This is a genomic window from Sphingobium sp. TomMM35A (assembly GCF_054771735.1).
Genome location: NZ_BSRC01000001.1, coordinates 381,740 through 406,846 on the forward strand (window position 1 = coordinate 381,740; position 25,107 = coordinate 406,846).

The window sequence follows — 25,107 nt, forward strand, 5'->3', positions numbered from 1 at the left end:
GAATTGCCGGAGAAATCAATCGTGCCGGTGTTCGATCCTGCAGGGCCCTATGCAGGATCCATAACTATTCTGTCATGGATCCTGATCACCATGGCGTGCGGGGTTTTGTTGATTGTGCTGGCCGCCTTGTGGGTCGCGCTGTTCGGGGGAGAGCGGATCAGGAAGAAGCTGGGCGGAGCGAAAGCGGTGTGGATCGGCGGGATCGGCTTTCCTGTGGTGGTGCTGACGGTGCTGCTCGTCTACGGCCTCAGCCTGACGCGCAACCTGACGGAGCCGGTGCCGCGCACCGCGATGCGGGTGCGGATCACGGGCGAAATGTGGTGGTGGCGGGTCGCCTATCTGGACGGGCAGGGGCGCCCCGCGATGATCGACGCCAACGAGCTGCACATCCCGGCGGGGCAGCCGGTGCTGCTGGAGCTGGAGTCCAACGATGTCGTCCATAGTTTCTGGGTGCCACGCCTGTCGGGCAAGCTCGACATGGTGCCGGGGCGGCGGAACATCCTGCCGATACAGGCGGACACGCCGGGCGTGTTCGCTGGACAGTGCGCCGAATACTGCGGCGGTCCGCACGCGTTGATGGGCTTTGTCGTGATCGCGCATGAGCCAGCCGAGTTCGCGCTGCTGATGGCGGGGCGGAGAACGAAGCGTCCCGCCGGTTCGGCGGAAGGTGCGGCGCTGTTCCGCTCCACCGGATGCGCTGCCTGCCACCGGATCGCGGGGACAGATGCGAACGGCATGGCGGGACCGGATCTGACCTATGCCGGATCGAGACGCTCGCTCGGCGCAGGCATATTGCCCAATAATCGCGGGACAATGATGGGCTGGATCGGCGACAGCCAGTCGATCAAGCCTGGCAACCGCATGCCGCCTTACAAGATGCTGTCCGCCGCGCAGCTGCAGACCCTCACCGATTATGTAAGGGCGCAGAAATGAGGTCGGAGACCGGCTTCGACCCGGCCCTCTATGACCGTTTCCCGACGAATGAGGAGCGCCCTCCCGAGGAACTGAAGCAGCTTGAGGCAATCTGGTGCAAGCCGCGCGGCTGGCAGCTACTGACCGCGGTGAACAATAATTATGTTGGCTTCTTCTATGTTGCCGCCGCCTTCCTCTTCTTTCTGCTGGCGGGCGTGCTGGCGCTGGTGATGCGGGTGCAGCTAACGCTGCCGTTGCAAGGGGTCTTGCCGCAGGAGACCTATAACCAGTTCTTCACCATGCATGGCACGGTCATGATGTTCCTTTTCGCCGTGCCGATGGTGGAGGCGATCGGCGTCTTGCTGTTGCCGCAGATGCTGGCGGCGCGCGACCTGCCCTTTCCGCGCCTGTCGGCCTATGCATTCTGGGCCTATTTCGTCGGCGGGCTGTGCTTCTTCGCGTCGCTCTTTTTCGGTCTCGCGCCGGATGGCGGCTGGTTCATGTATCCGCCCTATACCGGCATGGCCTATTCACCGGGGATCAACGCGGATTTCTGGCTGCTGGGCATCGGCTTCATCGAGATCAGCGCGATTGCGGGCGCGATAGAGATCATCGTCGGCGTGCTGCGTACCCGCGCCCCCGGCATGACGCTGGAGCGGATGCCGGTCTATGCCTGGGCCATGCTGGTGTTCGGGGTGATGATCGTGATCGCCTTTCCCTCGGTGATCCTCGGCACCTTGCTGCTGGAGCTGGAGCGCGCCTTCAACTGGCCCTTCTTCGATCCGACGCGGGGAGGCGACGCGCTGCTGTGGCAGCATCTCTTCTGGTTTTTCGGCCACCCGGAAGTCTATATCATCTTCCTGCCCGCCTCTGGACTCGTATCGATGATGGTCGCCACGCTCGCTCGTACGCGGCTGGTCGGTCATGCCCTGATCGTCCTTGCCTTCCTCGCCACCGGCTTCATCAGCTTTGGCGTGTGGGCGCACCATATGTTCACGACCGGAATGCCGAACCTCTCGGTCGGCTTTTTCTCGGCGGCAAGCATGGCCGTGAGCGTACCTGCGGGCATTCAGGTCTTTTCGTGGATCGCAACCCTTGCGATAGGCCGACCGCGCTTCAACGCGCCGACCCTGTTCCTGCTGGGCGGGCTTGTGACCTTTGTCATCGGAGGGCTGACCGGCGTCATGGTAGCAATGGTGCCGTTCGATTGGCAGGCGCATGACAGCTATTTCATCGTCGCACACCTCCATTATGTCCTAATCGGCGGCATGGTGTTCCCGATGTTCGCGGGCTTCTATTACTGGACGCCGATGACCAGCAGCCGGCCCTTGTCGGAAAGGCTAGGCAAATGGTCCTTCTGGCTGACGTTTACGGGTATGCAACTCACCTTCATGCCGATGCATCTCACAGGGCTCATGGGTATGCCGAGGCGCGTTTATACCTATTTGCCGGGCCGCGAATGGGAGGTGACGAATGTCGTTTCGACCCTGGGAGCCTTTGCCATGGGCGCGGGGGTGCTGGTCTTCCTGATCGATCTTGCCCGCAACTTCCGCTTCACGACCGATGATGATGCGGGCAATGTCTATGGCGGCGGAACGCTGGAATGGCTGCCGACCGGCCTATATTCGACGCGCAGCATTCCGGTGGTGAAGAGCCTCGAGCCTTTGTGGGACGATCCTGAGCTCGCCGAAAATGTGGAGGCGGGCCGCTACTTCCTTCCCGGTTCGGCGACAGGGCTGCGCGAGACGATCGTCACCAGCCCGCTGCGCGCCGAGCCGCAATATCTGCAGATCATGCCCGGTCCATCGGTCTGGCCGTTCCTGGCGGCGGTGATGACGGCGGGCTTCTTCATCCTGATGACGATACATGCCTATTATCCGTCCTTCGCCTGCGGGATTTTCGCGATCATCTGTGTGCTGCGCTGGCTGTGGGATACGGATCGGCCGGTCGGCCAAGAGGTGGTGGACGTCGGCGCGGGCATTCGTCTGCCGACCTATGTCACCGGACCGGGGAGCCATGGCTGGTGGGCGATGGTGATCCTGCTGGTCGTGATCGGTATGATTTTCGTCATGGGCGTGTTCAGCTTTCTCTATCTTTATGGCGTGCAGCCGCGTTTCTGGACAAAGCCGGCGGATTTGGGCGGGCTGGCGCTCATCTTGCCCGCCTATGGAGCCGCCGGGGGGCTGGCGCTGTGGTCGCGGCATATGCTGGCGCGTGAGGCGACGCAGCTGTGGACACCGGGGGTGCTGTTCCTGTGCGGGGCGCTGGCGCTGGCTGTGGGGATCGGCGCAGATATTTGGAGCTGGAACAGGAGCGGCCTCAGCCCGAGTGCAAGCGGACAGGGCGCGAGCATCTATGCCCTGCTCTCGCTGGAAGCGGCGCTCGCGTTCATCGGCCTGCTGATGGCGGGATATTTGTCGGCGCGGAACAGCCGGGGGATGATCGTGCGGCCACGCAATAACAGCCTGGACCTTTGCGTGCTGTTCGTCGCCTATGCAGCCGGGCAAGGCGCGCTCACAGCGATCCTGACGCGCGTGGTGGGGGGCTGACCGATGCGCAGTTGGCTGATGCTGCTGAGCGGCTACATCCTTTGGACCATCCATTTCTTCGCGCTCTATATCGCTGCCAGCGCATTTCCGGGGCAGCCGCCCTCCTACTGGCTGACGGGACTCATCACGATCCTGTGCCTCGCGGGCGTCGCCTTCGCGGTGATGCGGGCCAAGCGAGGGGATGGGGCGAGCGGCATGGATCGGTGGGTGCGGACGGTCGCGCTATGCGGGCTTGGCCTTTCCGGCATTGCGATCATCTGGCAGGGATTGCCCGCCCTGATCGTCTAGGATGTCGGGAACGCGACCGCCGACCGATCGTTCGACGGGGATGCCAACAGCCGTTCCCATGCGCCGGTGAGCCAATGTCCGATTGGATCACCGATTTCGTCGAGAAGATGGGATATGCCGGCATCGCCCTGCTCATGTTCCTGGAAAACATCTTCCCACCGATCCCGTCTGAACTGATCATGCCGCTGGCCGGTTATTCGACGGGAGAAGGCAAGCTCAACCTGATCGGCGCGCTGCTTGCAGGAACGGCGGGCACATTTGCCGGGGCCCTGTTCTGGTATGCCGTCGCACGCTGGTTGGGCGAAGAAGGGCTGCGCCGATGGGCGGGCCGTCATGGCCGGTGGATCACGCTTGGCAAGCAGGATATCGACTCTCTCGACGCCTGGTTCTGCCGTCATTGGAGCTGGGCGGTCCCGGTCGCGCACCTGATCCCCGGCCTGCGGACGCTCATCTCCATTCCCGCCGGTATTTTCGCGATGCCGATCCTCCGCTTCATGGTCCTGACGGTGCTGGGTGCGGGCGTGTGGAACGCGGCGCTGGTCAGCGCAGGCTACGGGCTGGGCCAGGAGTTCGGAGCGGTGGACCGCTATCTGGGGCCAGTGAGCATGGCGATCATGGCCGTGTTGTTCCTCTATTATCTTTGGCGGGTCGCGCGCTTCAAGCCGGGCTGAGCGCCCTGCCTCAGCCGTCGAAGCTGATGGCGACGCTGGGTGCGGATCGCACCGCCTCGCCGTGAAATACCGCCTCGATATTATTGCCATCAGGATCGAGCACGAAGGCGGCATAATAGCCGGGATGATAGGGCCGCTCGCCCGGAGCGCCGAAATCGATGCCGCCATGCTGAAGCGCGGCCTTGTGGAAGGCGTCCACCATGGCGCGGTCCTTCGCCTGGAAGGCAAGGTGATGGCGGCCGGTCAGCTTGCCCAGAGCCTCCGGCCCGTCCGGCGAGGAGACGAACAGTTCATCATACCAGAAATGAGCGTCGGCGCTGCCGCCGAGCGGGATCCCGAGAACGGCCATGACGGCGCCGTAGAATCTGCGCGAGGCCTCGACATCCTTGACCACCAACTGGATATGATCGACGAGCCGTCCGCGATGGAGTGTCTGGGCTTCCATTGTCGGGTTCCTCCTGCGCCAGTTTTGTCGCGGCAAGCTTTTGCTCCTTGCGGGAACCGAGGCATGGCGTTGAGGTTCCCAAACAATGTCACGCCCGCGCCGCGGCAGCCTTGCGCGTAGCGAAGCCTAACCAGTCGCGCTATGAGCGGCCGAATTCAAAGGAGTGATAGACATGCCGAGCACCAGTCCCTGGCAGCATCATCGCAACGCCGCCCTGGCCGACGACATCGACTTTGAGATCATCGGGCAGGAGCTGCAGTTCCTCGAGATCGAACTGGACCCGGGCGAGAGCGCTATTGCCGAAGCGGGCGCGCTGGTCTGGAAGGATGCGAGCGTCGGCATGACCGTGTTCGGTGACGGGAGCGGCCAGTGATGGCGGCTTCACGGGCAAGCTGTTGGGCGCGGGGAAGCGTTTGGTTACGGGCGAAAGTCTCTTCACTACCGTGTTCACGCATGACGGGCAGGGTAAGGCCCAGGTCGCTTTCGCTTCGCCGATACCGGGCGCGATCCTGCCCATTCGACTAGATCAATGTGGCGGGCGCTTGATCTGCCAAAAGGACAGCTTCCTCGCGGCCGCCAAGGGCGTGTCGATCGGCGTGCAGTTCCAGCAGCGGATCATGACCGGCCTGTCCGGCGGCGAAGGCTTCATCATGCAGAAGCTGGAGGGCGACGGTTGGGTGTTCGTCCAGATGGGCGGCGCGATCGTCGAGCGGAAACTGGCACCCGGAGAGCAGATCCACGTCGACACAGGCTGTGTCGCGGCCTTCACCGACACAGTAGATTTTGACCTTGACCGCGCTGGCGGAGTCCGCAGCGTCCTGTTCGGAGGAGAGGGTTTGTTTTTCGCCCGGCTCACGGCACCCGCAAAGGTCTGGATACAGTCCCTGCCATTCTCCTGTTTGGCTGGGCGGATGCTGGCGGGGGCTGGCAGCCGTGGGGGCCAGAACAGGGGCGAGGGCTCGGTACTCGGCGGACTAGGGGATCTGATCGGCGGCACTAACTAAGGCTGGCTATAGGAGCAGTGGTTACTGCTCGGAACGCGCGACTTAGCGCATGGTCGAACCTTGCGGGCATCTGGGCGAGGTGGATTCAAGCTTTGACCCAGTGGCCAGCGTCTTGAGGGGATGGTGCGGGACTTCCCGACTCCAGTAAGCGATGCACGAGACGAGCCCATTGAGGAATGCAGCGCTGCCGTGCTGCAGGATTTGAGGCCTTTGCTTCAACTATCTTCCGAATGGTGGTTGAATGCCCGGCGCAGCGCCGAGCTGCAGTGGCTCATGAACATTAGAAAGCGAGTAGCTGCTCGTCCGCACCTGGGAATTGGAAACCCACTTTGGAACGGCGACAAAGGGCCGGGCTTGCAAAATGACATGATCTACCATGCGTTTGACGTTTAGCGGGAGGCGCCATTCGTACGTTGCCCCTCGAAGCCGATGGCCGCATAAGGGCCTATGACAATTGAGTTACAGAACGCCGCCTCACTTTCCAGAATCCAAGAAAATTGGCTTGCCGCGAAGGAACGGCGGTTACTCAACTGGCTCTGCGCCCAAATGCCCCCATGGGTCACGCCTGATCGCCTCACCGCTTTGGGCATGATCGGCGCGGTTATGATCTTCCTGGGCTATGTCGGGAGCAATCTGCATTCATCCTGGTTGCTGCTCGCCATCGCGGGCTATGTTGTCCAATGGTTTGGGGACTCGATGGATGGTAGCATTGCGCGCTTTCGCCGGATCGAACGTCCCTCCTATGGCTATTTCATCGATCATAGCTGCGACGGCTTCGCGACGCTGCTGATTCTCGCTGGGATCGGTCTCAGCCCTTTTGTTACCATGGACGTCGCGATGGTGGCGCTGGCCGGCTATCTGTTGCTGTCGATCCATGCCTATCTTTCCGCTCGCGTGTTGGGAGAGTTCAAGCTGTCCTATCTGGCGGCTGGCCCCACTGAATTGCGGCTGATGCTGATCGGGCTGACGGTGATGATGATGGTCCTGGGCTCTGGTCCCGGATATTTCGGTGTCCTGTCGGGATTTGACCTGTTCGTAGGTGCGATAGCGCTTATCCTGATCCTGCTGTTCGTCATCCAGACGTTGGTCACGGGACGGCGCTTAGCCCGGTCTGACCGGGGAAATGACTGACATGCGAACCGGCGCGGATATTGCTGCCCCCATGATCCAGTTTCTGATCGACGGCGACGCACGAATAGCAAAGCGGACGGGCCGCACTTGGGAACGGAAAATCGGCAACTGAACGGCCGCAAAGGGTCGCTGCCACTAATCAGGATGCTTGTCTGCAACGAGATCAATGAGGCATGATCACGTTGCCGCAGACGATGATGTAGGGTGGAAAGTGGACCTGCCAACCGAAGTTGAGGCGGCCCGATACTGTGCTGCTATGGTTGTCTCACTAATGAACGGGAGCCACGCCAGGCGGCCGTCAGACCCCATTTTTACGTTGCCCGCGTCAGCCATGGCCTCATGAGTTGCGTGCGCGGCGGAACCAGTTGGTGCCGTTCAGGGCGATTGATAGCCGGTCGGACGGATAGTCAGCATTGCCCCGCGTGGATCGTGAGCGAAAAACAGGCCGCCCTCAGCGCGGCCATGGCCCGGCACATAGTCGATGGTGGCGACACTTCGTTCGGGCTCGTGCCCCGGGCGAGCCAGCATGCCCTCCACCTGCAATGCAGCCGCCGTGCCGCCGGCGCTGTTGATCGCCTCGAATGTCACGACATAACCATTAACGGCGGCTTTCACGCCCTGCTGCCGAATGGTGATGGATGGCGGCTGGTCCGGTCCAGCGGTGAGAGCCTCGCGCCCCAGCACGAACAGTAGTCCGGCAAGCAGCAGCAAGCCGAGGCCGGCCGCGATCCATTCGAGGAGCGGCGTGCGGTCGAGAGCGGCGGATCGGTCGGCCATCCTGTTCTTCCTCAAACGACAAGGCGCGCGATGGCCGCACCGATGGATGCGGGAAAGCCGAGCACCGCTGCGCTCTCGGCCACGCTCGCCAGATCGCCATGGTCGAGCCGTCCGAAGGTCCAGAGCACGTAAAGGCTCATAAGGATGGCGATGGCATAGCCGGGCACGGTGAAGATCAGGAAGACCCTGCCCGCGCCATAGCCCTCCGGCGCCGCCTCCTGTCCTGTCAATCCGACATTGAACACCAACGCATGCAGGACGAACAGCGACACGCCCGCAAGGGCGAGGCTGTGCCATGGCGTCATCTTGAACGCGATGAGCAGCACCTCCTCCGTTGGCGCGATGTTGAAGGCAAGGAACAGCGCGCCCGCCATCATCAGGAACAACTGTCCCGCGTAGCCGGCGGTGCGCGCCTCCTGATCCTCTTCGCTCTCCCCGCCGCCGGCGCTGAACTGCTTGCGGGTGATCATCGCGCCGAAGCTGGTGGGGATGCTCTGGATGGCGATCATGCCCAGCATTTCATCAGGCGGGATGCTGGTGTTGGCCAGCGCCAATAGGAAGAGGACCGCAGTCGACGCGACCATGCCGATGGCGTAAGCGGCGAGGGCGTCGAGGATATCTTCCGTGACGCTGGAGGTCGGTTCGAACCCGCCAAAGCGTGACAGGATGACCAGCAGCAGAAAATTGGCGAGCAGGAAGAGCGCGAGGCGCCGCGGTTCGACGTTCATACCGAGCGACCACATCTCCATTGTCATCAAGAGAGGTAGGCCGAACAGCACCGCGCCCGCCAAGGCCCGCGCAACGCCGCGTGCATAGCCCCAGTTCGCATCGCTGTCCCACAAGGCCGTCATGCCGGATCAACGCCGCTTGGAAATATTGGTTCGATCGAGGAACGACCTTTTGCGGGGCGGCGCCCGCGCTGGCTTGTTGATGCTTGTACCCCGCTCCGGAAGCGGCCGCCGTCTCGCCCGTGTCAGGGTCGCGTCCCTGTCGGCGGTCCAGCCAGCGCATGGCCGGGGCGACGGTGAGCCCGTCGAGCAGGATCGGCACGAGGGCGGCGAGGGCCCACGATTGCCCAAAGCCGCTCCGCACCCACCCTCCATGTGGTTGAGGCCAAGCCTGGACGCTCCGAGGCCCTGGTAGCCTTGGTTTGAAATCAGAAGTTTACCCGCTGGAAGGCTAGGTGATCGAAAGCAGCCCGTCCGGAGTCTGAGGGCAAAGACCGGTGGCTGAGTGGCCGGAAGGGATCGTAAGGTTCATCACCATCGAGGGGAAAGGCTCAGGACGGAACCGGCTGACGGTCCCCTCGTTGCTCAATCATGAATGAACAGCTCTCCCTGACAGGCACCTTTCTTCGTGCCGCAGCAGCTGGTCTGGAATCCGACATCGATCGGTTCGAAGATCTGCTTTTCAAAAATGATGACCTTGCTGGCAAAGTGCGGCTGCTAACCTATGCCGGCTACCGCAACGCCCATGAACTGCGTGTCTCAGGCCGCGTAATCCGTTACAGAGAGCCGCTCAATGCTGGCGAGGGAACATTGTCCCGACTGCGGGCGATGATGGCGATCTACAATAGTGAGGAGGTGCCCGGCGTCTGCGTGCGGTGCCATGCTTGTGGCGGGACTGCCGAGACGCGGTCCGATGAAGAGGGCTATTTCAGCTTCGCGCTTCCGATCGACAAGCCGCTACCGGATGCCACGAGCTGGGAAAGCGCGACGCTCTGGACGCCTGAGCAGGAGGCGCAATCGGCCAGCATCAGGGTGCCCATCATGGCACCTGCTGCGGATGATCATTGGGGCGTCATTTCCGACATTGACGATACAATCATCGAAACTGGTGCGACCAATTTCGTCAAGAACTGGCGCCGTGTGCTGGTCGATCAGCCGGACGACCGGCTGGCGGTGCCGGGGGCAGCAAAGCTCTACCAGATGATCGCGCATGACCATCAGGAACCCGTCCGGCCCTTCTTCTATGTGTCGTCCAGTCCGTGGAATCTCTATGGCTTCATTGCCGAGTTCATGGGGTTGAACGGGATCCCGCATGGGCCGATGTTCCTGACGGACTATGGTATCGACCGGGACAAGCTACTCAAGGTCGCGCATGGTACACATAAGCTGGCCGCCATCGAGGCGATCCTCTCATTCTATCCACAATTACGGTTCTTGCTGATTGGCGATAATGGGCAGCATGACGTGGAAATATACGCGCGCGCCGTTCAAGATTTTCCCGGCAGAGTGGCTGCGGTGTTCATCAGGGATGTTGAGGGAAGCTGCAAGCAGGGAACGAAGGCAGGGTTGCTGAACGGCATCGAGGCGGACGGCATTCCGGTCTACTGCGGAGCGGGCTTTAACGATGCTCTGACAGCCGCGAAAGAGCTTGAGCTTGATCGGCCGCTGGAAGCTGCAAAGGCGATAAGCGCAAAAGACCTGAGACCATGAGGATCGCTTAGCATGACCATGTGGTCTGACCCGGCTACCCCTGTCGATCAGGTGGAGCTTCGTTTCGGCGAGGGGCAGGATACTAAGCTCCTGCAGAACTTCTCTGGCGCGACCCGCTACAGGGACAGCCTGTTCCTCGCCGCCGATGAGCGTTGCGGTATCGACCGGCTCAGTCTGGAGGGTGGCATATGGGCAGACCATCACTGTTTTCAGCTGAGCAGTTTGTTGGACCTGGCGGATCCGGACGACGAAGCTGACCTGGAAGGGCTTGCAGTCGACGATGGTTGGCTGTGGATCGTCGGCAGCCATGCGCGCACGCGTCCAAAGCTGGGGAAGAAAAACGAGGACTGTATCGATCTCGACGAACTCGCGGACCTCAATGACACCCGACCTAGATGCCTGTTGGCTCGCATTCCTCTAAAGCAGCAAGGCAGGCAGTGGCTCCCGATTCACCAAGATGGGAAGCGCAGAAGCGGGCTGGTGCGGCAGACGAAGCGCGGCAATGCTCTATCCAAGCAGTTGCGTAAGGATCCGCTTCTTGCTCCTTTCACCAGGATCCCGGCTAAGGAGGGTGGGATCGACGTAGAGGGGGTCGCCGTTCTGGGGAGCCGGGTTGCGCTCGGCCTGCGCGGGCCGGTCATCAGAATCCATGCCGTTCTTCTTGAAATGGAGATCGTCGGCAAAAAGTCGGGCTCGCTTGAGTTGGTGGGCCCCATCGCCAAGCGGCTGCTTGATTTGGAAGGGCTCGGCATCCGGGATCTCAAACGCTGCGGCGACGATCTCCTCATTCTTGCTGGGCCGACGGTGGGACTGAGCGGTCCCTGTGCAATTTACAGGTGGGTTGGCTGGGCCCAGGATCCAGTGCAGCACGAACAAAGGGTTCGGCTGCACAGGCCAGAGCATCTGATAGACCTGCCGTTTGGGCGCGGGGTCGATCATCCGGAGGGTCTGGCGCTTTGGCCTAGCAAAGATAATGCAATTCTGGTCGTGTGCGACAGCCCTTCTGTTGAGCGGCTTGATACCGCCCGTAAGATCCTGAAGGCTGATCTTTTCAAGTTGCCCCTTTAGGTCTGCTTGGAAGACTGCTCACCAGCTATAATCGTTGCAGGAGGTGCCGGCTGACCCGGAGCACCATCCCGCGGCCAGCTGTTCCCATTTCGGAGGTGAGCGGAAGGTCCGCTGCTGAGAACAAATGAATGGCACCCAGACGACCACAAAGGGTCGAAAATCAAAGGTGCGAGGTTAGGCATTGGCTTGCCGATTGGTTCATGCCGCGGCACCTCTCGCAGTGATCCCATGATGACGACGACTCGCTCCCTGCAATTCGGCTGCGGCACAGCTCGAAAGCTAGGATCATGTTGAGGTGCGCTACCGTGGGTCTGCCTTCCCTGGGAAATAAACAGGCGGGCTATCTACCGCGTGCAAGCTAAAGACGATCAATAGCTCACGCCTACAGCGCACAGAGTTCTCACCAGTAACGACCGGTGTTTAGGCACTGTTGCCACCGCCGCATGGCGCGCATCTTTCCTGTCGTGTCGGAGGAGAGAGCCGCGTCCGCCTGATATTTCTGCTGACATTCCACCTTTCGACTTGCGGGCGGGTTGGATGTGGAAGGCTTCGCAGTGGCAGTTCCCAGCAGCGCCTTCATCTCGGGTGAGGTGGCGAGTTGAGGCGCGGTCTGGCCATCCTTGTTGCGGATAGTTCGTTTGGCCCCTTGATCTAGTAGGATCTTGGCCAAAGCAACCCGATCCCGATCTGCGGCGTGATGAAGCAGCGTCCACCCATATTGGTCCTGATCGTCAACACCGACGCAGTCTTCGATCAATCCGGTCAGCTCGTCGGGATGATTGTACCAGATCGCATCCTTGGCCTTCAGAAATGGGCGCATGGCAGGGGACCGCCCGTCATTCACCTGTTCCGACCGAACCATAGCGCACATACCGTTTCCGGCAGGCTGTGTTGGCTGCGGGCGGCCGACGGCAGCGCCACCCGTCTGGCCAGCTGATCCAGCTGCGGTCAATGCTTTAACCATGGCCTTGCGAATTTCAGCCTGAACCATGGTTCCCAGAGCCATCTGATAAGGCGTGCTGCCCGAGCGTGATTTTAGGCTTGGATCGGCACCGCGAGCGAGGAGCGCCCTTACCATTTCGAGGTTCCCGGCATCCGCAGCATAGTGAAGAAGAGTGAAGCCTTCCTCGGTTTGCATATTCACATCGAACTGACCGCTGTCCACAATCCTCAGAGCCTCAGCATTTTGCTTAACTCCCAGATAATAGCGTGCATCATCGAAGGGATCGCCTGCAATGGCGGCAGAAGACATAAAGAGGGCAGTTAACCCTATCAGCATACTACGGAACAAAGTTATCTACTCCCCCAAAAGTGGCATGTACTGCCTCTATATTGCCTCCACCGCCGAGGTGCAGCTTATGGGTGCGCACGCTCATGACTATTTCCTGCGCCGCCGTCGCACAGCGCGGGCGCAGAACTCGCTCAGTGCTGCAACCAAGAGCGCTAGAACGGTCGCTGCCAAGAGGACGAGAAGACCGATCAGCACCCATCCGGCGATCTCGGTTCCCCCGTCGATCCCGCAGCAGCGTATGCTCACAACTCCATAGGCGAGGGGTGCTAATAAGGCGATGGCACCGGCGAAAGCCAAGGCGGCGGAAATTTTCGCCGCCCAACTGATCTGCAACTTCAGTTTTGCACCCAGACCTTCATGTTCGCACCGCCAGCGGAGACGACGTTCGCTCCTCCTGCTGAGACAACATTGGCGCCGCCTGCGGAAACGACTCCTGCGCCACCCACAACAGGGTATTTTTGGCCGTTAAATTCCACAACCGCCGAACCGTCTTTGACGTGAACCTTGGCTCCTGCAGGCACGCGCAGATCGATCTGCTTCTTACGGTGGTAGGGGAATTGCGGACCGTTATTATTGTCCCACGGAGCGCAGCCCCAAACGAAGATGTTGACCACCCCATTGCATCCGGTGCCAGCTTCAGCCGGCACGGCGGTCATCCCGACTGTGACTAGACCCGCAGCAACGGCCACGGCCCGAACATGTGAACGCATAGATCCCCCAATAGTCTCCCAAACAGCCGAGGCTGCTAAAAGGCTGATTTAGCTAAGTGAAGCGTCAAGGGAAAGTAAAAAGCACAGCATGATCCCACATGGATGTCATTCTCCTAAAATTCTCGAGATCGAGCTCATCGTCGATGAAACATCACCCATTCACTAAAATAGATCAATGATCTTAGTTGATGCGTTTTTCCGCCGTCGATCATTGATTATGCGAGATAGCTGGACTTCTCCGGCATGTGGAATAGGAAAACTGTAGATACGCCTCTGTGGTTTGATGCGGTTATACTTTCGGACACGCTTTTGTCCGGGCGAAGGCTAGAGCGGACGGTCCGCAGCTCGCGAGCGCAAATTGTCATCTTAGCGGCTTGAGGGTGTCGGGCTTGCAATCCCATGCTTCAACCCTATCGTCACGCAACAAAGGGGGGGTGCGGTAATGACCGATGGAGAGGAAGCGGCGCTGATTTCGGCTATGACAGCCGACACGCGCTATGTGATGTTGGTAAGACGTCGCTCGCGGCTCGGCTGGTGGTTGTCGGCAATAATCTTCCTTACCTTCCTGGGATATTTGATGCTGATCGCGTTCGACAAGGCGCTGCTGGGAACGCCCATTGCGGGAGGCGTTACTTCTCTTGGTATTCCGGTCGGCCTTGGTGTCATCTTGCTCGCCGTCGCTCTGACTGCCACCTACGTCGTCTACGCCATCGCCATTTTGACGCAGCTATGGCGAACATTCTGAAGGATCATGGCGCATGAAGGCTGCTTTGGCTGCCCTCACTTTTCCGTTGATCCTCCTGCCGGCACCTGGATTCGCTGCGGCGCTCGAGGGGGAAGCTCAGCGTCAGCCGATCAACTGGGTGGCGATTGCCATGTTCGTGGCCTTCGTCGGGCTGACACTTTGGATTACCAAAGCCGCCGCCGCGAGAACCCGCACTGCGTCGGATTTCTATACGGCTGGCGGTGGCATCACGGGCTTTCAGAACGGCTTGGCTATGGCTGGCGACTACATGTCGGCCGCCTCTTTTCTCGGCATCTCGGCACAGATTTTCAATGATGGCTATGACGGCCTCATCTACTCGACAGGCTTCCTAGTCGGTTGGCCGATCCTGCTCTTCCTGATGGCGGAACGGCTGCGGAACCTGGGCCGATATACCTTCGCTGATGTGGCGTCCTATCGCTTCGCCCAAGCGCCGGTTCGCAGTTTCGCCGCGATCAGCACGTTGCTGGTTGTCAGCTTCTACCTGATTGCGCAGATGGTCGGGGCCGGACAGCTCATCAAGCTCCTGTTCGGTCTCCCCTACGCCTTGGCAGTGCAGATCGTCGGCGTCCTCATGATGCTCTACGTGTTGTTCGGAGGTATGCGCGCCACGACGTGGGTCCAGATCATAAAGGCGGTGCTGCTGCTCGGCGGGGCGAGCTTCATGGCGTTCATGGTCATGGCGCATATGGGCTTTTCATTTGAGGCCCTCTTTGCTCGCGCTGTAGAGGTGAAAGCAGGCGCCGCGCTAGCAAAGGGGGTGGACGGAGCTGAAGCTGCGGCGCAGGGCCGCTCGATCATGGCGCCGGGCAACTTCATCAAGGATCCCGTTTCTGCCATTTCATTTGGCCTGGCGCTGATGCTGGGTACTGCGGGACTGCCTCACATTCTCATGCGCTTCTTCACCGTTCCTGACGCCAAGGAAGCGCGCAAATCCGTGCTCTGGGCTACGGGCTGGATAGGCTATTTCTATATCCTCACCTTTATCATCGGCTTCGGCGCGATCGTGCTCGTAGGGACTGAGCCCAGTTATCTAGACGCAGAAGGAGCGCTGCGGGGCGGCGGCAATATGGCCGCCATCCATCTCGCGCACGCAATCGGCGGCAACGCCTTTCTTGGCTTCATTTCAGCGGTCGCCTTTGCGACTATCCTAGCTGTCGTGGCCGGGTTGACGCTGTCCGGAGCCTCGGCAGTGAGCCATGATCTTTATGCCACCGTATTTAGACACGGCAACGCTACGTCCGCAGACGAACTCCGCATGTCACGTCTGACCACCCTGGCGCTTGGCGCAATGGCGGTGCTGTTGGGCCTGGTGTTCGAAAAGCAAAATGTCGCTTTCATGGTCAGCCTGGCCTTCGCGCTGGCAGCTTCAGGGAATTTTCCGGTGCTTATTCTCTCGTTGCTTTGGAGCGGATGTACTACACGCGGCGCTGCATGTGGCGGCACAATCGGATTGCTGAGTGCTTTTGTACTTACTCTGCTCTCACCAGCAGTGTGGACCGACACCTTCGATCTCGGAACTGCGCCATTCCCCTATAGTTCAGCAGCGATCTTTTCAGTGCCTGCGGGCTTCATCGCAATTTGGCTGATCTCGCTATTCGATCGTTCCCGGCGCGCTGCGATCGACAAGACGGGCTATCCTGCGCAACGGGTGCGGGCGGAGACTGGCATAGGAGCTTTTTCCGCGAGCGATCACTGATACTTTCGCGACGTTGGGCGCGGCGAGTACCGGCATTAGCGGCAGCTTTCGGGAGCTTCATTTCTGCTCGAGAAGGGTCGTCTTGGGTCGCTCTCGCTGGCATGGGCGAGCGCTGGATCAGGCTTTGCCCCGATCATGAGCCTCACCCGTCGTCCCGCCTTTGTCCGGGTCACGCCCTTCGCGACGATCCAACCACCGCATAGCGGGCGTAACCGTTAGGCCATGAAGCAGGATTGAGACCAAAGCCGCCAGACCCACGACGGCCCAGAGGCGGTCCGGGTCACCCGCATCCATGTGGTTGAGGCCATAAGCGAGATAGTAGAAGGAGCCGACACCGCGAATACCGAAGAAAGCGATCGTCAGCTTTTCAAAGCGGTTCGCCTTGAAGCCCGTTAGCGCGATGAGCCCTGTGGCAGGCCGCACCACGAGCAGGATCAGCAGCACAAATGCCGCGTCCATTGGCTGGAGTGGGGCAAGCAGACCGGCTATGAGAGCTCCGCCGAACAGGAGCAGGAGAACCATCATGGCAAGGCGTTCGATCTGCTCGGTAAGATCGTGCATTTGCACGTTGAACTCATGGTCGCGATGTGACGCACGCAGCGTCAGCGCCGTGACGAAAACCCCCAGGAATCCATAGCAGTTAACGATCTCGGTGGCGCCATAGGAGACGAATGTCGCCGCGATGGCGATCAAGCCATCGCCGGTCTTCGCGAGCTTCGTCTCTGCCGGGATATGGAAAGTCAGCCAGCCGAAGAGTTTGCCAATCAACCAGCCGCCGCCCACGCCTGCAACGACCTCCCACACTACATTGACGCCGAGCCAGCGGCCAAACCATGGCTCCCCGGCACTCGCTGCGAGCACGATGGCGAGATGGACGAACGGAAAGGCAAGGCCGTCATTGAGCCCTGCTTCCGAGGTCAGCCCGAACCGGACTTCATCTTCTTCACCACTCCTAGGAGGGCCGACCTGAACATCGGCGGCAAGAACGGGATCGGTGGGGGCGAGGCTGGCGGCGAGCAAGAGAGCGATGCTCCATGGCAGGCCCAGCAAGGCCCCGCCCATGAGCGTGATGATGCCGATGCCGAGCGGCATGGTGATCGCAAGCAAACGCCAGGTTACGCCCCAGCGCCGCCAGTGAAAGGGGCGGTCAAGCTTCAACCCTGCGCCCATCAGTGCGATAATCACCACAAATTCGCTGAAGCGTTCGGTGATAACGGGATAGTTGATCGGCGAAGGCCGGAACTTCACCTCCGGCAAACAGAAGATGCCAGCGCCTATGAGGATGCACACGATGGGCAATGACAGCGGGAGCTTTTTCAGCGCAAGCGGTAGCCAAGCCACCAGCGCTATCAGGAACCCCGCGCCTGTCAGCATCAGGATATACGGCTCGGGCGCAGTGAAAGGCAGATCCATCAGCCGCTAACGCGCCGGTTGCATGGACGTTGCTGGCCCTCGCTCCACCGCGTACCCTCACATCCATAGCAGCGACTGTACGGCCTCCATCAACCGCTCAATAGCTGTGGCCGACATGCAGTTTGCTGGGGGACCGGACGCCTCGCCCTGCGGCACTTTTCGCAGGCAAATGTCACTTCTGGGGACGCCAACGTCCTTGAAGAGCTAGGCTCTTAATGGTCTTCGTCAGAGGATTGACGTAGATCGCTGCACCGTGGAACCTCTCTTGAAAGAGGGGCCCGAAACCACTGTTCGAGAGGATTAAGCCATGCCTGGAGACGACCCAACTATCTCACGTCGCCAGTTCGTAGCTTCAGCAGGTGCTGTAACTGCATCGTCGGCTATCGGCACGGCTCAAGCAGCGACACCAGAACGGTCCGCTGGTCGATTTGCCGGTAAAATAGCCTGGATTACCGGCGGTGCACGTGGTCAAGGTCGCAGTCATGCTCAGCGTCTTGCCGCGGAGGGCGCTGACATCATTATTTCCGATAGCGTGACTTCGCTGCCGACGATCGAATACCCTATGGCAAGCCAAGCGGACCTGGATGAGACCGCGGGGATGGTACGTGCAATGGGGCGGCGCGTGCTAGCGCTCAGGTCCGACGTACGCGATCCTGACGCGGTCACCGAAGTCGCGCAAAAAGGCGTCGAAATGTTCGGCAGGATTGATCTGTTGGTCGCTAATGCGGGAGTGTACGGCACTGCCCCCTTGGCCTCCATGAGCGACGGCTTGTTCGATGATGTCGTGCGCACCAACCTCTATGGCGTCTTTCACAGCATGCGCGCCGTGCTTCCGGGCATGGTCGCGCACCGGTATGGGCGCATTGTTGCCATCGCATCGCTAGCTGCTCGAACGGGGCAGATGAACTCGGGCGCTTATTGCGCATCCAAATGGGGCGTCATTGGAATGGTCAAGGCCACCGCATTGGAGGTCGCGAAGAGCAATGTGACGGTAAATTGCGTATGTCCGACCGGCGTCAACACTCCGCTGCTCAATAACGCGGCCGCGTGGAAGCGGGCCTTGCCTGGCGACGCGGAGCCCAGCCGGGAAAAATTCGAAGCGAAAATGCGCCTCCATCCATTCGCCCCCCAAGGTGTGCCTTGGGTGGACCCGACAGACGTCAGTGACAGCGTCCTCTTCCTCCTGTCTGAAGAAGCACGGCATATCACTGGTTCAGCCATTGACGTGGCGGCCGGAAGCATGGCCAATAACGTCGCGTAGATGCCCTTTCTTCTGACCCCATCAGATGCATTGATAAAAGGCAAAAAATACGCGTCACCGATCCTGGTGGATTTCAGCGGCTAAATCCGGTGAACCCACAGCCGGCCGCTAGTGGATGCTCCAATGGAGAGCTAACTGACCGCTGCCGGACGAGATAAACTTACTCCTGAATATGCAACAAGGATCCAAAAGCTGAAGCGACCGCGCGCCACACGTTATTCTGCCCTGTCCATCAGCGGCTCTTATCTGGAACCTTAGTTTGTAGGGCTGCCAACCGTGTGATCGGCAGCCCGCTTGCATGCTCCAGATATTTTGAGCTCTCGAGCCTTAGAATGCGAAACGCACGCCAACGTTCACGTTGTGACCGTGACCGCCACCAAACTCGCCCTGATAGGCGCCGTAGAGGCTGAGGCCTGCAGCAAGGTCATAGCTGGCGCCAGCGCCGATGGTTGCCATGGTTTCCTTACGTCCCGCGCCCAAGACCGTGAACCGTTCGGCGTTGCCAACAAATCCAGCCCGAGCGGAAGAGCGCTTGCCTTCAAGCTGATGACGCAGGCCCGCCGATACCCAGGGGTGGAACATCGCGCCGTCTCCGAGGCCGCCCTTCAGCTTGATTGCGCCATCGACGAAGGTCGCACTCGTTTTCTTGCTGTCAACCGCTAGAGCGAAAGCCGCACTACCCGTCTCGGCCGCCGATCCACGGCGGGTCGAGATATGGGTCACGCCCGCTTCAGGACGAACGGCCCAACTGCCCAGGGGGAAGCTGTAGCCGACCATGCCGTCCAGCACCAGGTTGCGCAGGCGGTAGTCGCCGGATAGCGCCGTGCCGCCGGGTACCGCGCGTCGGGTGTTCGCCTCGCTCCAGTCATAGGCGATCGTCATCGTCCCGTCGAACCCACCGCTCAGGAAGTGGCCCGAGAGACCGGCAACGAGGCCATCGGCGTTCGTCCGGGCGCCCAGGCGCGCGATTGTCTGGCGACTGTCGATATGACCAATGAAGGCGCCAACTGATGCATTTGCGCTACCAAAGCCGATCCCGCCGACGAGGCCATAGCTATGGCTCTTGGCAGACGATGTGCCGGCTGAGCCGCGGCCCTTGAGCGTGCGCCAGTCGCCAAGCCCCTGCGCAAAGCTGAAGAAACCGGTGGTGTCGCGCGTAGTTGCGGCAAGGCCGGCACGACCAGCCTTGGCGAGGACCAGCCCTTGTTCCACACCAAGCTGAGACGCGCTGGCATAGGCTTCGGGCGTCAACTGCCCGAACGCCGCCGCATTGGCGGTGCCGCCGCTCAGCAGTACCGGAACCGCACTGATTAGCGCTGTATTCGCTGTTCCGGCGACCAGCAGGTCGTTGACATAATCAATCGCTGCATTGGCCTGGAGCGAAATGCCGGTGGGAGCAACGAAGGTTCCAAGCAGCTGCAATGTGGCGCCATTGTTACGCAACACGCCGACGATACCCGGATCCCGATTGACGATGTCGAAGTCACCAGTGATCGCGCCGCCGCCGTTCACCACGATCAGATCACGCGATGCACCCGGTGTCAGCGAACCGGTGAGGTTGACGGTCGTATTATCGCCGATGGTTACCGAGCCGCCATTGACGACGATCTGATCGCTCTCGCCCACGGGCACGAACTCGAACGTCGTGGTCGTGCCGTTGGCGATCGTCAGATTGCCGTTGATCGTCATGATAGCGGGGGACGCGCCCGGCGACAGGGTGCCGCCCGTACCGATCGTGACATCGCCGCTCACCGTGCCTGCGGTGCCGAAGGTACCGCCGCTGGTGACATCAACCGATCCGGTGAGGGTTGATCCTGCCTGACCGATAAGCCGGCCTCCAGACACATTTACCGCCTCGACATTGAGGTCGCCGGTGAAGCTGTTGACGCCAGCTGTGTTATTCACCTGCTCGAAGCCTGTGAAAGCTGACCCGTCGATCGTGGTCTGGGCCGCATAGGTGCTGCCGGTGTTGAAGGCGAGGACATCGGTGCCGCTGCCTGCGGCAACCGTGCCGCCAAAGCTGCCACCGGTGCCGATTGTCAGCATGTCAGCGCCCGCACCCAGATCCACGTCGCCCGAGATGGCGCCGCTATTGACCAGACTATCGGTGCCGCTTCCAGCCAGGACATTCCCGTTGATCGTCCCACCCTGGTTGCTGATCGTGTTCGCGCCATTGCCGGCGATGATGTTGCCGGTGATCGAGCCGCCGGATGCGTTGGTCAGAAGATTGTTGCCTTCGCCAAGATCCACATTGCCCACAACCTCGCCGCTATTCGAGATGCTGACGCTTTGGCTGCCACCGCTGATCGCTGTCTCGCCAGGAGCCACGACGATGCTGGACCCTTGCGTGAGGTTCAGTTCACCGCCGCTGGATACCTCTACCGTCTGCTGGACTACGACCTTACCTGTGCCAATGATCTTTTCGACTTCGAAGCTTGCGAACAGCTGGCGAAGTGCCGGATCGATCGATCCGGTGTAGGTTGTACCGGTGATATCGAAGGAAAGAATGTCCTCTCCAGCGCCGCCGTCGACCGTTCCATTCAGTACAGCTGAGCTGAGCAGGTGCGTGAAGCTGTCATTGCCCTCGCCCATACGGACCGTGCCGGTGATGGTGCCCGCATTGGTGATCGCGTCATTGCCCTCACGCATGTAGATGTCGCCGCTGATCTGACCGGCATTGTCGATGCGGTCATCGCCAGCATTGAGGTCGATCGAGCCGATGATGACGCCGGTCGCGCTATTCGTGACATGGTCGGTAGAAGGTAGATAACCGCTTTCGTCATCCAACTGGTCACCGCTGGTGTGGATCGCCCCTGCAAGATAGCCATTGGGCTGGCCGATCGCATTGTCGATGATGGGCGTGTTGGGGAAATAGTTGGTTCCAGCTCCACCCTGGATGGTACCGCTGTTGACGATGTTGATGGTCTTGGCTGCGACAGCCACGGCCACGCTATGGCTGCCCTCGGTATTAGCGATCGGGCTGTAGACCCAGAAGGGTTGGGGAAGCCCCTGCACCTGCGCCCCGACGACGGCCGTCAGCCCACCGCCGGCCTGGATGACGCCGCCTTCCAGATTCTCGATGTTTACGGTGCCAGCGCCGCTACTTTCAACGTCCACGCCCAGAGCTGCGATCTGCGATACATAGGCCGTGTTTTGTCCCAGGCCGATAAATTGGCCCGGTGTGACCGTTGCGCCTCCAGTTGCCTTGATCGTACCGCCGTTGACGAGGTTGACTGTCGCACTGGCGGCCGGAGCGCCCAGGATTTCGTCATCGCCAGCCTCTACTCCGAGGACAAGGCCCGAGCCGCCCCTGTCCTGACCAAGGATGCTGCCGCTGTTGTTGAACGTGATCGTCTGGCTTTCATCGGTCTCGGATTCCACGTCGAAGGCGGACATGCCGCCAAACAGCGGAGGTTCGCCCTGATTGATGGCCAGCTCGGTACGAGTCACAGTGCCGCTATTGTCAAAGCTCGCCACTCTGTTGGCGATGTTGATCTCGGCCGCGCCTTCGATTGCGCCGGTGTTGGCAAAAGCAAAGTTCTGGGCGGGGATGTCCAACACATCATCGTCGCCCGGGCCATCATCCTGCAACAGACCGGTGCGGATGAGCAGTGCCTGACCGCCTTCCCGCGCCGAGGCTAATATCTTGCCGTGATTCTCGAAGTTGAGGTTTTGAGAGGCGACCGCAGCATAGAAGCCATCCCTGATCTCGCCATCCGCCGTGTTGATGATGGACGCGCTGTCCGCATTATATTCATCGTTGGCATTCGGCAGCACCAGGTCCAACGCACCAACCTTCAGCGTCAGGCCACGCTGAAAATATCCGTTGGCATCGATACCCGCGATCAAGCCGCTGTTGGTGAAGGAGAAGACATCCGCTGCAACATTTGCATCCAGGCCGCCGGTTATGATGCCGCTGTTCTCGATCGTCGCCCCCGCCACGCTGGTGGTTTCCAGCGCCTGCCGTATGCGAACCGCGGCATTTACGCCGTCATCAAATTCCCGTTCGATATCCGTGGTGAAGGAGCGCGAGCCGGTGAACGTCGTCTCGATCGTGCCTGCATTGCGGAAAAGGAAATTCTCCCCTGCCGAAGTGGTGATGATCGAACCAATGCCGCTGGTGACCAGATTGATCTCATCATTGTTGACGAAGCTGGCGGTGGCGATGCGGATGTCGCCATTAACGGTGCCTTCATTGGTGAAGCTTGTCAGTGCATCGCCATAGGTCGGCGTGTAAAGTGGAACAGTGCCCGGCTGCACATTGGAGCGCTGGAAGGTCGCGAAGCGCTGCTGATAATAGCCGATCGCGGCGGGGACGATGGTCACGCCTTGAGGGTAGAGGCCAGACGTGTGGAGCAGGTTTATCGTGCCGTTGTTCACGACATTGCCATCTCCCATCAAGCTGATCGACGTTCCCTGTCCTGAGAGGGTCAGCGTGGTAGCACCGCCTCGCACCTCGAACCCTTCGATTTCGAAGGTCGCGGGCAGCGCGCGTGTTCCCAGCTCAAGCGACTGCGATTGGCTGTAGCTTCGGGTGTAGATGTCGATGCCGCCACCGGCCGCGATGGTACCAGTCACCCCGTCATCACTACCGCGCTGGATGAAGTTGGCGGTACTAAAACCAGTGCCGAGCTGCAGATTGCCGTTCAGCGTGCCCCCATCGGAAATATAATAATAGACCGCACCAGCCAGCGGATTCTGCTGCGCGGAGGGCGTGGGCTCAACATAGGACACATTGCCGTTGATCGTGCCAGCGTTGGTCACATTGAAGCTGAGCAAGGGAATGCCCGTCCGGGCAGGCGCGATGATCGCGTTTGTACCCCCGCCAATGACCCCGCCGCTCGCATTGTTGACCGCGAGCACAACGGCCTGACCTGCGGTGATCGCTGGGTCGCCGGAGATCGCGCCGCTATTGTTGACGATGATGGCCGTGCCCAATGTGCCGGTGATCGGTCCCGTCGAACCGCTGTTGCTGATGATGCAGACCGGTCCGGCGCTGCCGTCGGGGCAGGTCAGGGTCGGCGCCTGTTGTGCTAGTGCGCTGCTGGCGCCAAGCGCAAGGACGCTGACACTCAGACCCAAACCGAGACGAATAGGCGTGCGCACAGAATTGCTGCCGATCATGTAGAAAACCCCTCCAGACGAATTGCCGCAGGGATAGGCAAAATGCGCCGGTGTCCGCATCCCCCGATGAGGGTATCGAACCACTGCTGCTAAAATATTGTGTTTCTCGATAGACCTGCCTAAATCCACTCGCTGATCACTCGACATTTTCGTGTGAGCAGCCAAAGATATTGACGTTCTGACCGGGTCGCGGGACAGGAACGAAACAGGGTGGAAGATAAGATTTGGGCGCTGGGCGAGCGTTTCGCCATGGCTGCCATTGATGGGGATGAGTGGCTTGGCGCGCTGCGGGCCATGGCCGAACTGACTGGCAGCTCTTACGGCCAGCTTATCGGTTTTGCGCCCGGTGAGGTGCCCTTCAATTGGATCAATGATATAGGTCAAGATGAGATCGCCCGCTTTGTCGAGCAGGAGCGTGGCGATCCCAATATCAACGTTCGGGTGCGCGCGTCGCTGAATGACGAGGCATTCGTTATTCGGAGCGAAGCAGATTACCGTGCGGTTGGGCGCGGTTCTGGGTTCGATCTCTATCGGGAGATGTGCGACGCCTATGACATCATGGACGGCTGCCAAACCAAGTTGCTCGAAGGAGGCGGCCGGTTTGTCGGCTTAGCCCTCAATCGCAGCCGGAAGGATGGTAAGACCGACGCCGAGACGCGCGCACTTTTTGCCGCGATAGCCCCCCATGCGCGGCGGGCCGTCAAAATGCAGATCGCGCTTGAAAATCGCGGTTCGGCGTTGATCGCAGGCGCGCTCGAATATGTAGGTCTGCCGATCTTCATTTGCGACGAGGCTGGAAATTTGAAGGGAGAGACGGGCGAAGCTGCGGCGCTGCTTTCTGCCGGACGCTTCAGGGTGATGGACGGGAAGCTCGGTCTTCCGCACCCACGTGACGACGCGGCGCTGTTGAAGGCATTCGCGCGGCGGCATCGTCAACCTCTTGGGATAGAGACGTTGCTGCTGCACGGTGCCGGCAAGCAGATGCCTATGGTGGTCGATATCTGCCGCCTTCCTTCCCCGCCGTACCGGCTGAGCCTTGCCTCGCAAATTCTTGTCATCGTCCGTTCGGGTCGGCGCTGGCATGAGGCCGCCCCTGCTGTCTTACGCGCAGCATTTGGCCTGTCTGCTGCTGAAGCCGAGGTCACATTGGCCCTCGCTAGGGGCGTGACGCGTGATCAGATCGCCGCTGCGCGGGAAACGAGCACCCAAACCGTCAAAACCCAGATCAAATCCATTTTCTCCAAGCTTGGAGTTAGTCGGGAGATGGATCTGACGGCGATGCTCGGGGACCTGCTCCGGCGATGAGGCAGCTCGGGCATCAGCCCGTCACAGGCAATCAAGCTGTTGGCGAAGAACAACTATTGAGCCCGGAGTTTTCCGCGCGTCTCCCCCGATCGGGGTATGACCTACCTCAGAGAGATCAGTAAGGAGAACCCGCGACCCGAAGGCTCACGGCTTAGCCGCTGAGACTTTAAACTGGCCCGGCTGACATCATGACGGCCGGGCTTTCTTTTTTGATTTCCTGGGGGACTAGCGCTTAGTCACGCGCGGGACGCGTGGCTC

Annotated in this window: 17 protein-coding genes and 2 pseudogenes; 12 read left to right on the top strand and 7 right to left on the bottom strand. The window is 60.5% G+C overall.

Features of this window, described 5'->3' with window-relative positions:
* The first annotated feature begins 3 nt into the window (after window positions 1-3).
* The 4 genes from ACYU8T_RS02035 to ACYU8T_RS02050 all read left to right on the top strand — a co-directional run bounded on the left by ACYU8T_RS02035 (window position 4) and on the right by ACYU8T_RS02050 (window position 4,420).
* Window positions 4-933 carry a cytochrome c oxidase subunit II gene (locus tag ACYU8T_RS02035; RefSeq protein WP_369680250.1) on the top strand — a complete coding sequence of 310 codons (930 nt, stop codon included), beginning with the start codon at window positions 4-6 and terminating at the stop codon, window positions 931-933.
* Window positions 930-3,461: a cbb3-type cytochrome c oxidase subunit I gene (locus tag ACYU8T_RS02040; RefSeq protein ID WP_037466038.1), complete on the top strand. Its 2,532-nt coding sequence runs from the start codon at window positions 930-932 to the stop codon at window positions 3,459-3,461. The genes ACYU8T_RS02035 and ACYU8T_RS02040 overlap by 4 nt, the downstream gene beginning before the upstream one ends.
* A 3-nt stretch (window positions 3,462-3,464) precedes the next feature.
* Window positions 3,465-3,749: a hypothetical protein gene (locus ACYU8T_RS02045; RefSeq protein ID WP_037466036.1), complete on the top strand. Its 285-nt coding sequence runs from the start codon at window positions 3,465-3,467 to the stop codon at window positions 3,747-3,749.
* A gap of 74 nt (window positions 3,750-3,823) precedes the next feature.
* Complete coding sequence (locus ACYU8T_RS02050; protein ID WP_037466034.1) at window positions 3,824-4,420, top strand: DedA family protein; 597 nt, start codon at window positions 3,824-3,826, stop codon at window positions 4,418-4,420.
* A 10-nt stretch (window positions 4,421-4,430) separates the two neighbouring features.
* On the opposite strand, the gene ACYU8T_RS02055 is transcribed toward ACYU8T_RS02050, so the two are convergent.
* Window positions 4,431-4,865: a VOC family protein gene (locus ACYU8T_RS02055; protein ID WP_037466032.1), complete on the bottom strand. Its 435-nt coding sequence runs from the start codon at window positions 4,863-4,865 to the stop codon at window positions 4,431-4,433.
* Window positions 4,866-5,037: 172 nt separating this feature from the next.
* On the opposite strand from ACYU8T_RS02055, the pseudogene ACYU8T_RS02060 reads away from it, so the two are divergent.
* Window positions 5,038-5,869: pseudogene (locus tag ACYU8T_RS02060) on the top strand (AIM24 family protein).
* 447 nt (window positions 5,870-6,316) lie between these two features.
* Window positions 6,317-7,000 carry a CDP-alcohol phosphatidyltransferase family protein gene (locus tag ACYU8T_RS02065; protein ID WP_037466027.1) on the top strand — a complete coding sequence of 228 codons (684 nt, stop codon included), beginning with the start codon at window positions 6,317-6,319 and terminating at the stop codon, window positions 6,998-7,000.
* A gap of 375 nt (window positions 7,001-7,375) precedes the next feature.
* Here the strand turns inward: ACYU8T_RS02065 and ACYU8T_RS02070 are convergent, their stop codons facing one another.
* Window positions 7,376-7,777: a hypothetical protein gene (locus ACYU8T_RS02070; protein WP_097093078.1), complete on the bottom strand. Its 402-nt coding sequence runs from the start codon at window positions 7,775-7,777 to the stop codon at window positions 7,376-7,378.
* Between the two features lie 11 nt (window positions 7,778-7,788).
* Window positions 7,789-8,628 carry a TIGR02587 family membrane protein gene (locus tag ACYU8T_RS02075; protein ID WP_097093080.1) on the bottom strand — a complete coding sequence of 280 codons (840 nt, stop codon included), beginning with the start codon at window positions 8,626-8,628 and terminating at the stop codon, window positions 7,789-7,791.
* A gap of 468 nt (window positions 8,629-9,096) precedes the next feature.
* On the opposite strand from ACYU8T_RS02075, the gene ACYU8T_RS02080 reads away from it, so the two are divergent.
* Both ACYU8T_RS02080 and ACYU8T_RS02085 read left to right on the top strand, forming a co-directional pair.
* Window positions 9,097-10,215: an App1 family protein gene (locus ACYU8T_RS02080; protein ID WP_097093082.1), complete on the top strand. Its 1,119-nt coding sequence runs from the start codon at window positions 9,097-9,099 to the stop codon at window positions 10,213-10,215.
* 12 nt (window positions 10,216-10,227) lie between these two features.
* Window positions 10,228-11,283 (top strand): DUF3616 domain-containing protein, encoded by a 1,056-nt coding sequence (locus ACYU8T_RS02085; RefSeq protein WP_461158362.1) that lies wholly within the window; start codon window positions 10,228-10,230, stop codon window positions 11,281-11,283.
* A gap of 400 nt (window positions 11,284-11,683) precedes the next feature.
* Here ACYU8T_RS02085 and ACYU8T_RS02090 read toward each other — a convergent pair whose 3' ends face one another.
* Window positions 11,684-12,574 carry an ankyrin repeat domain-containing protein gene (locus tag ACYU8T_RS02090; protein ID WP_461158363.1) on the bottom strand — a complete coding sequence of 297 codons (891 nt, stop codon included), beginning with the start codon at window positions 12,572-12,574 and terminating at the stop codon, window positions 11,684-11,686.
* Between the two features lie 335 nt (window positions 12,575-12,909).
* Entirely contained in the window at window positions 12,910-13,230 is a 321-nt protein-coding gene (locus tag ACYU8T_RS02095; protein ID WP_037463930.1) for a hypothetical protein, read from the bottom strand.
* Window positions 13,231-13,726: 496 nt separating this feature from the next.
* Here ACYU8T_RS02095 and ACYU8T_RS02100 point away from each other — a divergent pair.
* A pseudogene (locus ACYU8T_RS02100) lies at window positions 13,727-14,046 on the top strand (DUF485 domain-containing protein).
* Complete coding sequence (locus ACYU8T_RS02105) at window positions 14,043-15,746, top strand: cation acetate symporter (protein ID WP_461158364.1); 1,704 nt, start codon at window positions 14,043-14,045, stop codon at window positions 15,744-15,746. The pseudogene ACYU8T_RS02100 and the gene ACYU8T_RS02105 overlap by 4 nt, the downstream one beginning before the upstream one ends.
* A 117-nt stretch (window positions 15,747-15,863) precedes the next feature.
* On the opposite strand, the gene ACYU8T_RS02110 is transcribed toward ACYU8T_RS02105, so the two are convergent.
* Window positions 15,864-17,159, bottom strand: a complete 1,296-nt coding sequence (locus ACYU8T_RS02110) for a cation:proton antiporter (RefSeq protein ID WP_461158365.1) — start codon at window positions 17,157-17,159, stop codon at window positions 15,864-15,866.
* Between the two features lie 307 nt (window positions 17,160-17,466).
* Between ACYU8T_RS02110 and ACYU8T_RS02115 the strand changes: the two genes are divergently transcribed.
* Window positions 17,467-18,420 carry a mycofactocin-coupled SDR family oxidoreductase gene (locus ACYU8T_RS02115; RefSeq protein WP_461158366.1) on the top strand — a complete coding sequence of 318 codons (954 nt, stop codon included), beginning with the start codon at window positions 17,467-17,469 and terminating at the stop codon, window positions 18,418-18,420.
* A 327-nt stretch (window positions 18,421-18,747) separates the two neighbouring features.
* Here ACYU8T_RS02115 and ACYU8T_RS02120 read toward each other — a convergent pair whose 3' ends face one another.
* On the bottom strand, window positions 18,748-23,544 hold the full coding sequence (locus ACYU8T_RS02120; protein WP_461158367.1) for an autotransporter domain-containing protein: 4,797 nt from the start codon (window positions 23,542-23,544) through the stop codon (window positions 18,748-18,750).
* Window positions 23,545-23,838: 294 nt separating this feature from the next.
* On the opposite strand from ACYU8T_RS02120, the gene ACYU8T_RS02125 reads away from it, so the two are divergent.
* Window positions 23,839-24,849, top strand: a complete 1,011-nt coding sequence (locus ACYU8T_RS02125) for a helix-turn-helix transcriptional regulator (protein WP_461158368.1) — start codon at window positions 23,839-23,841, stop codon at window positions 24,847-24,849.
* The last annotated feature ends 258 nt before the right edge of the window (window positions 24,850-25,107 follow it).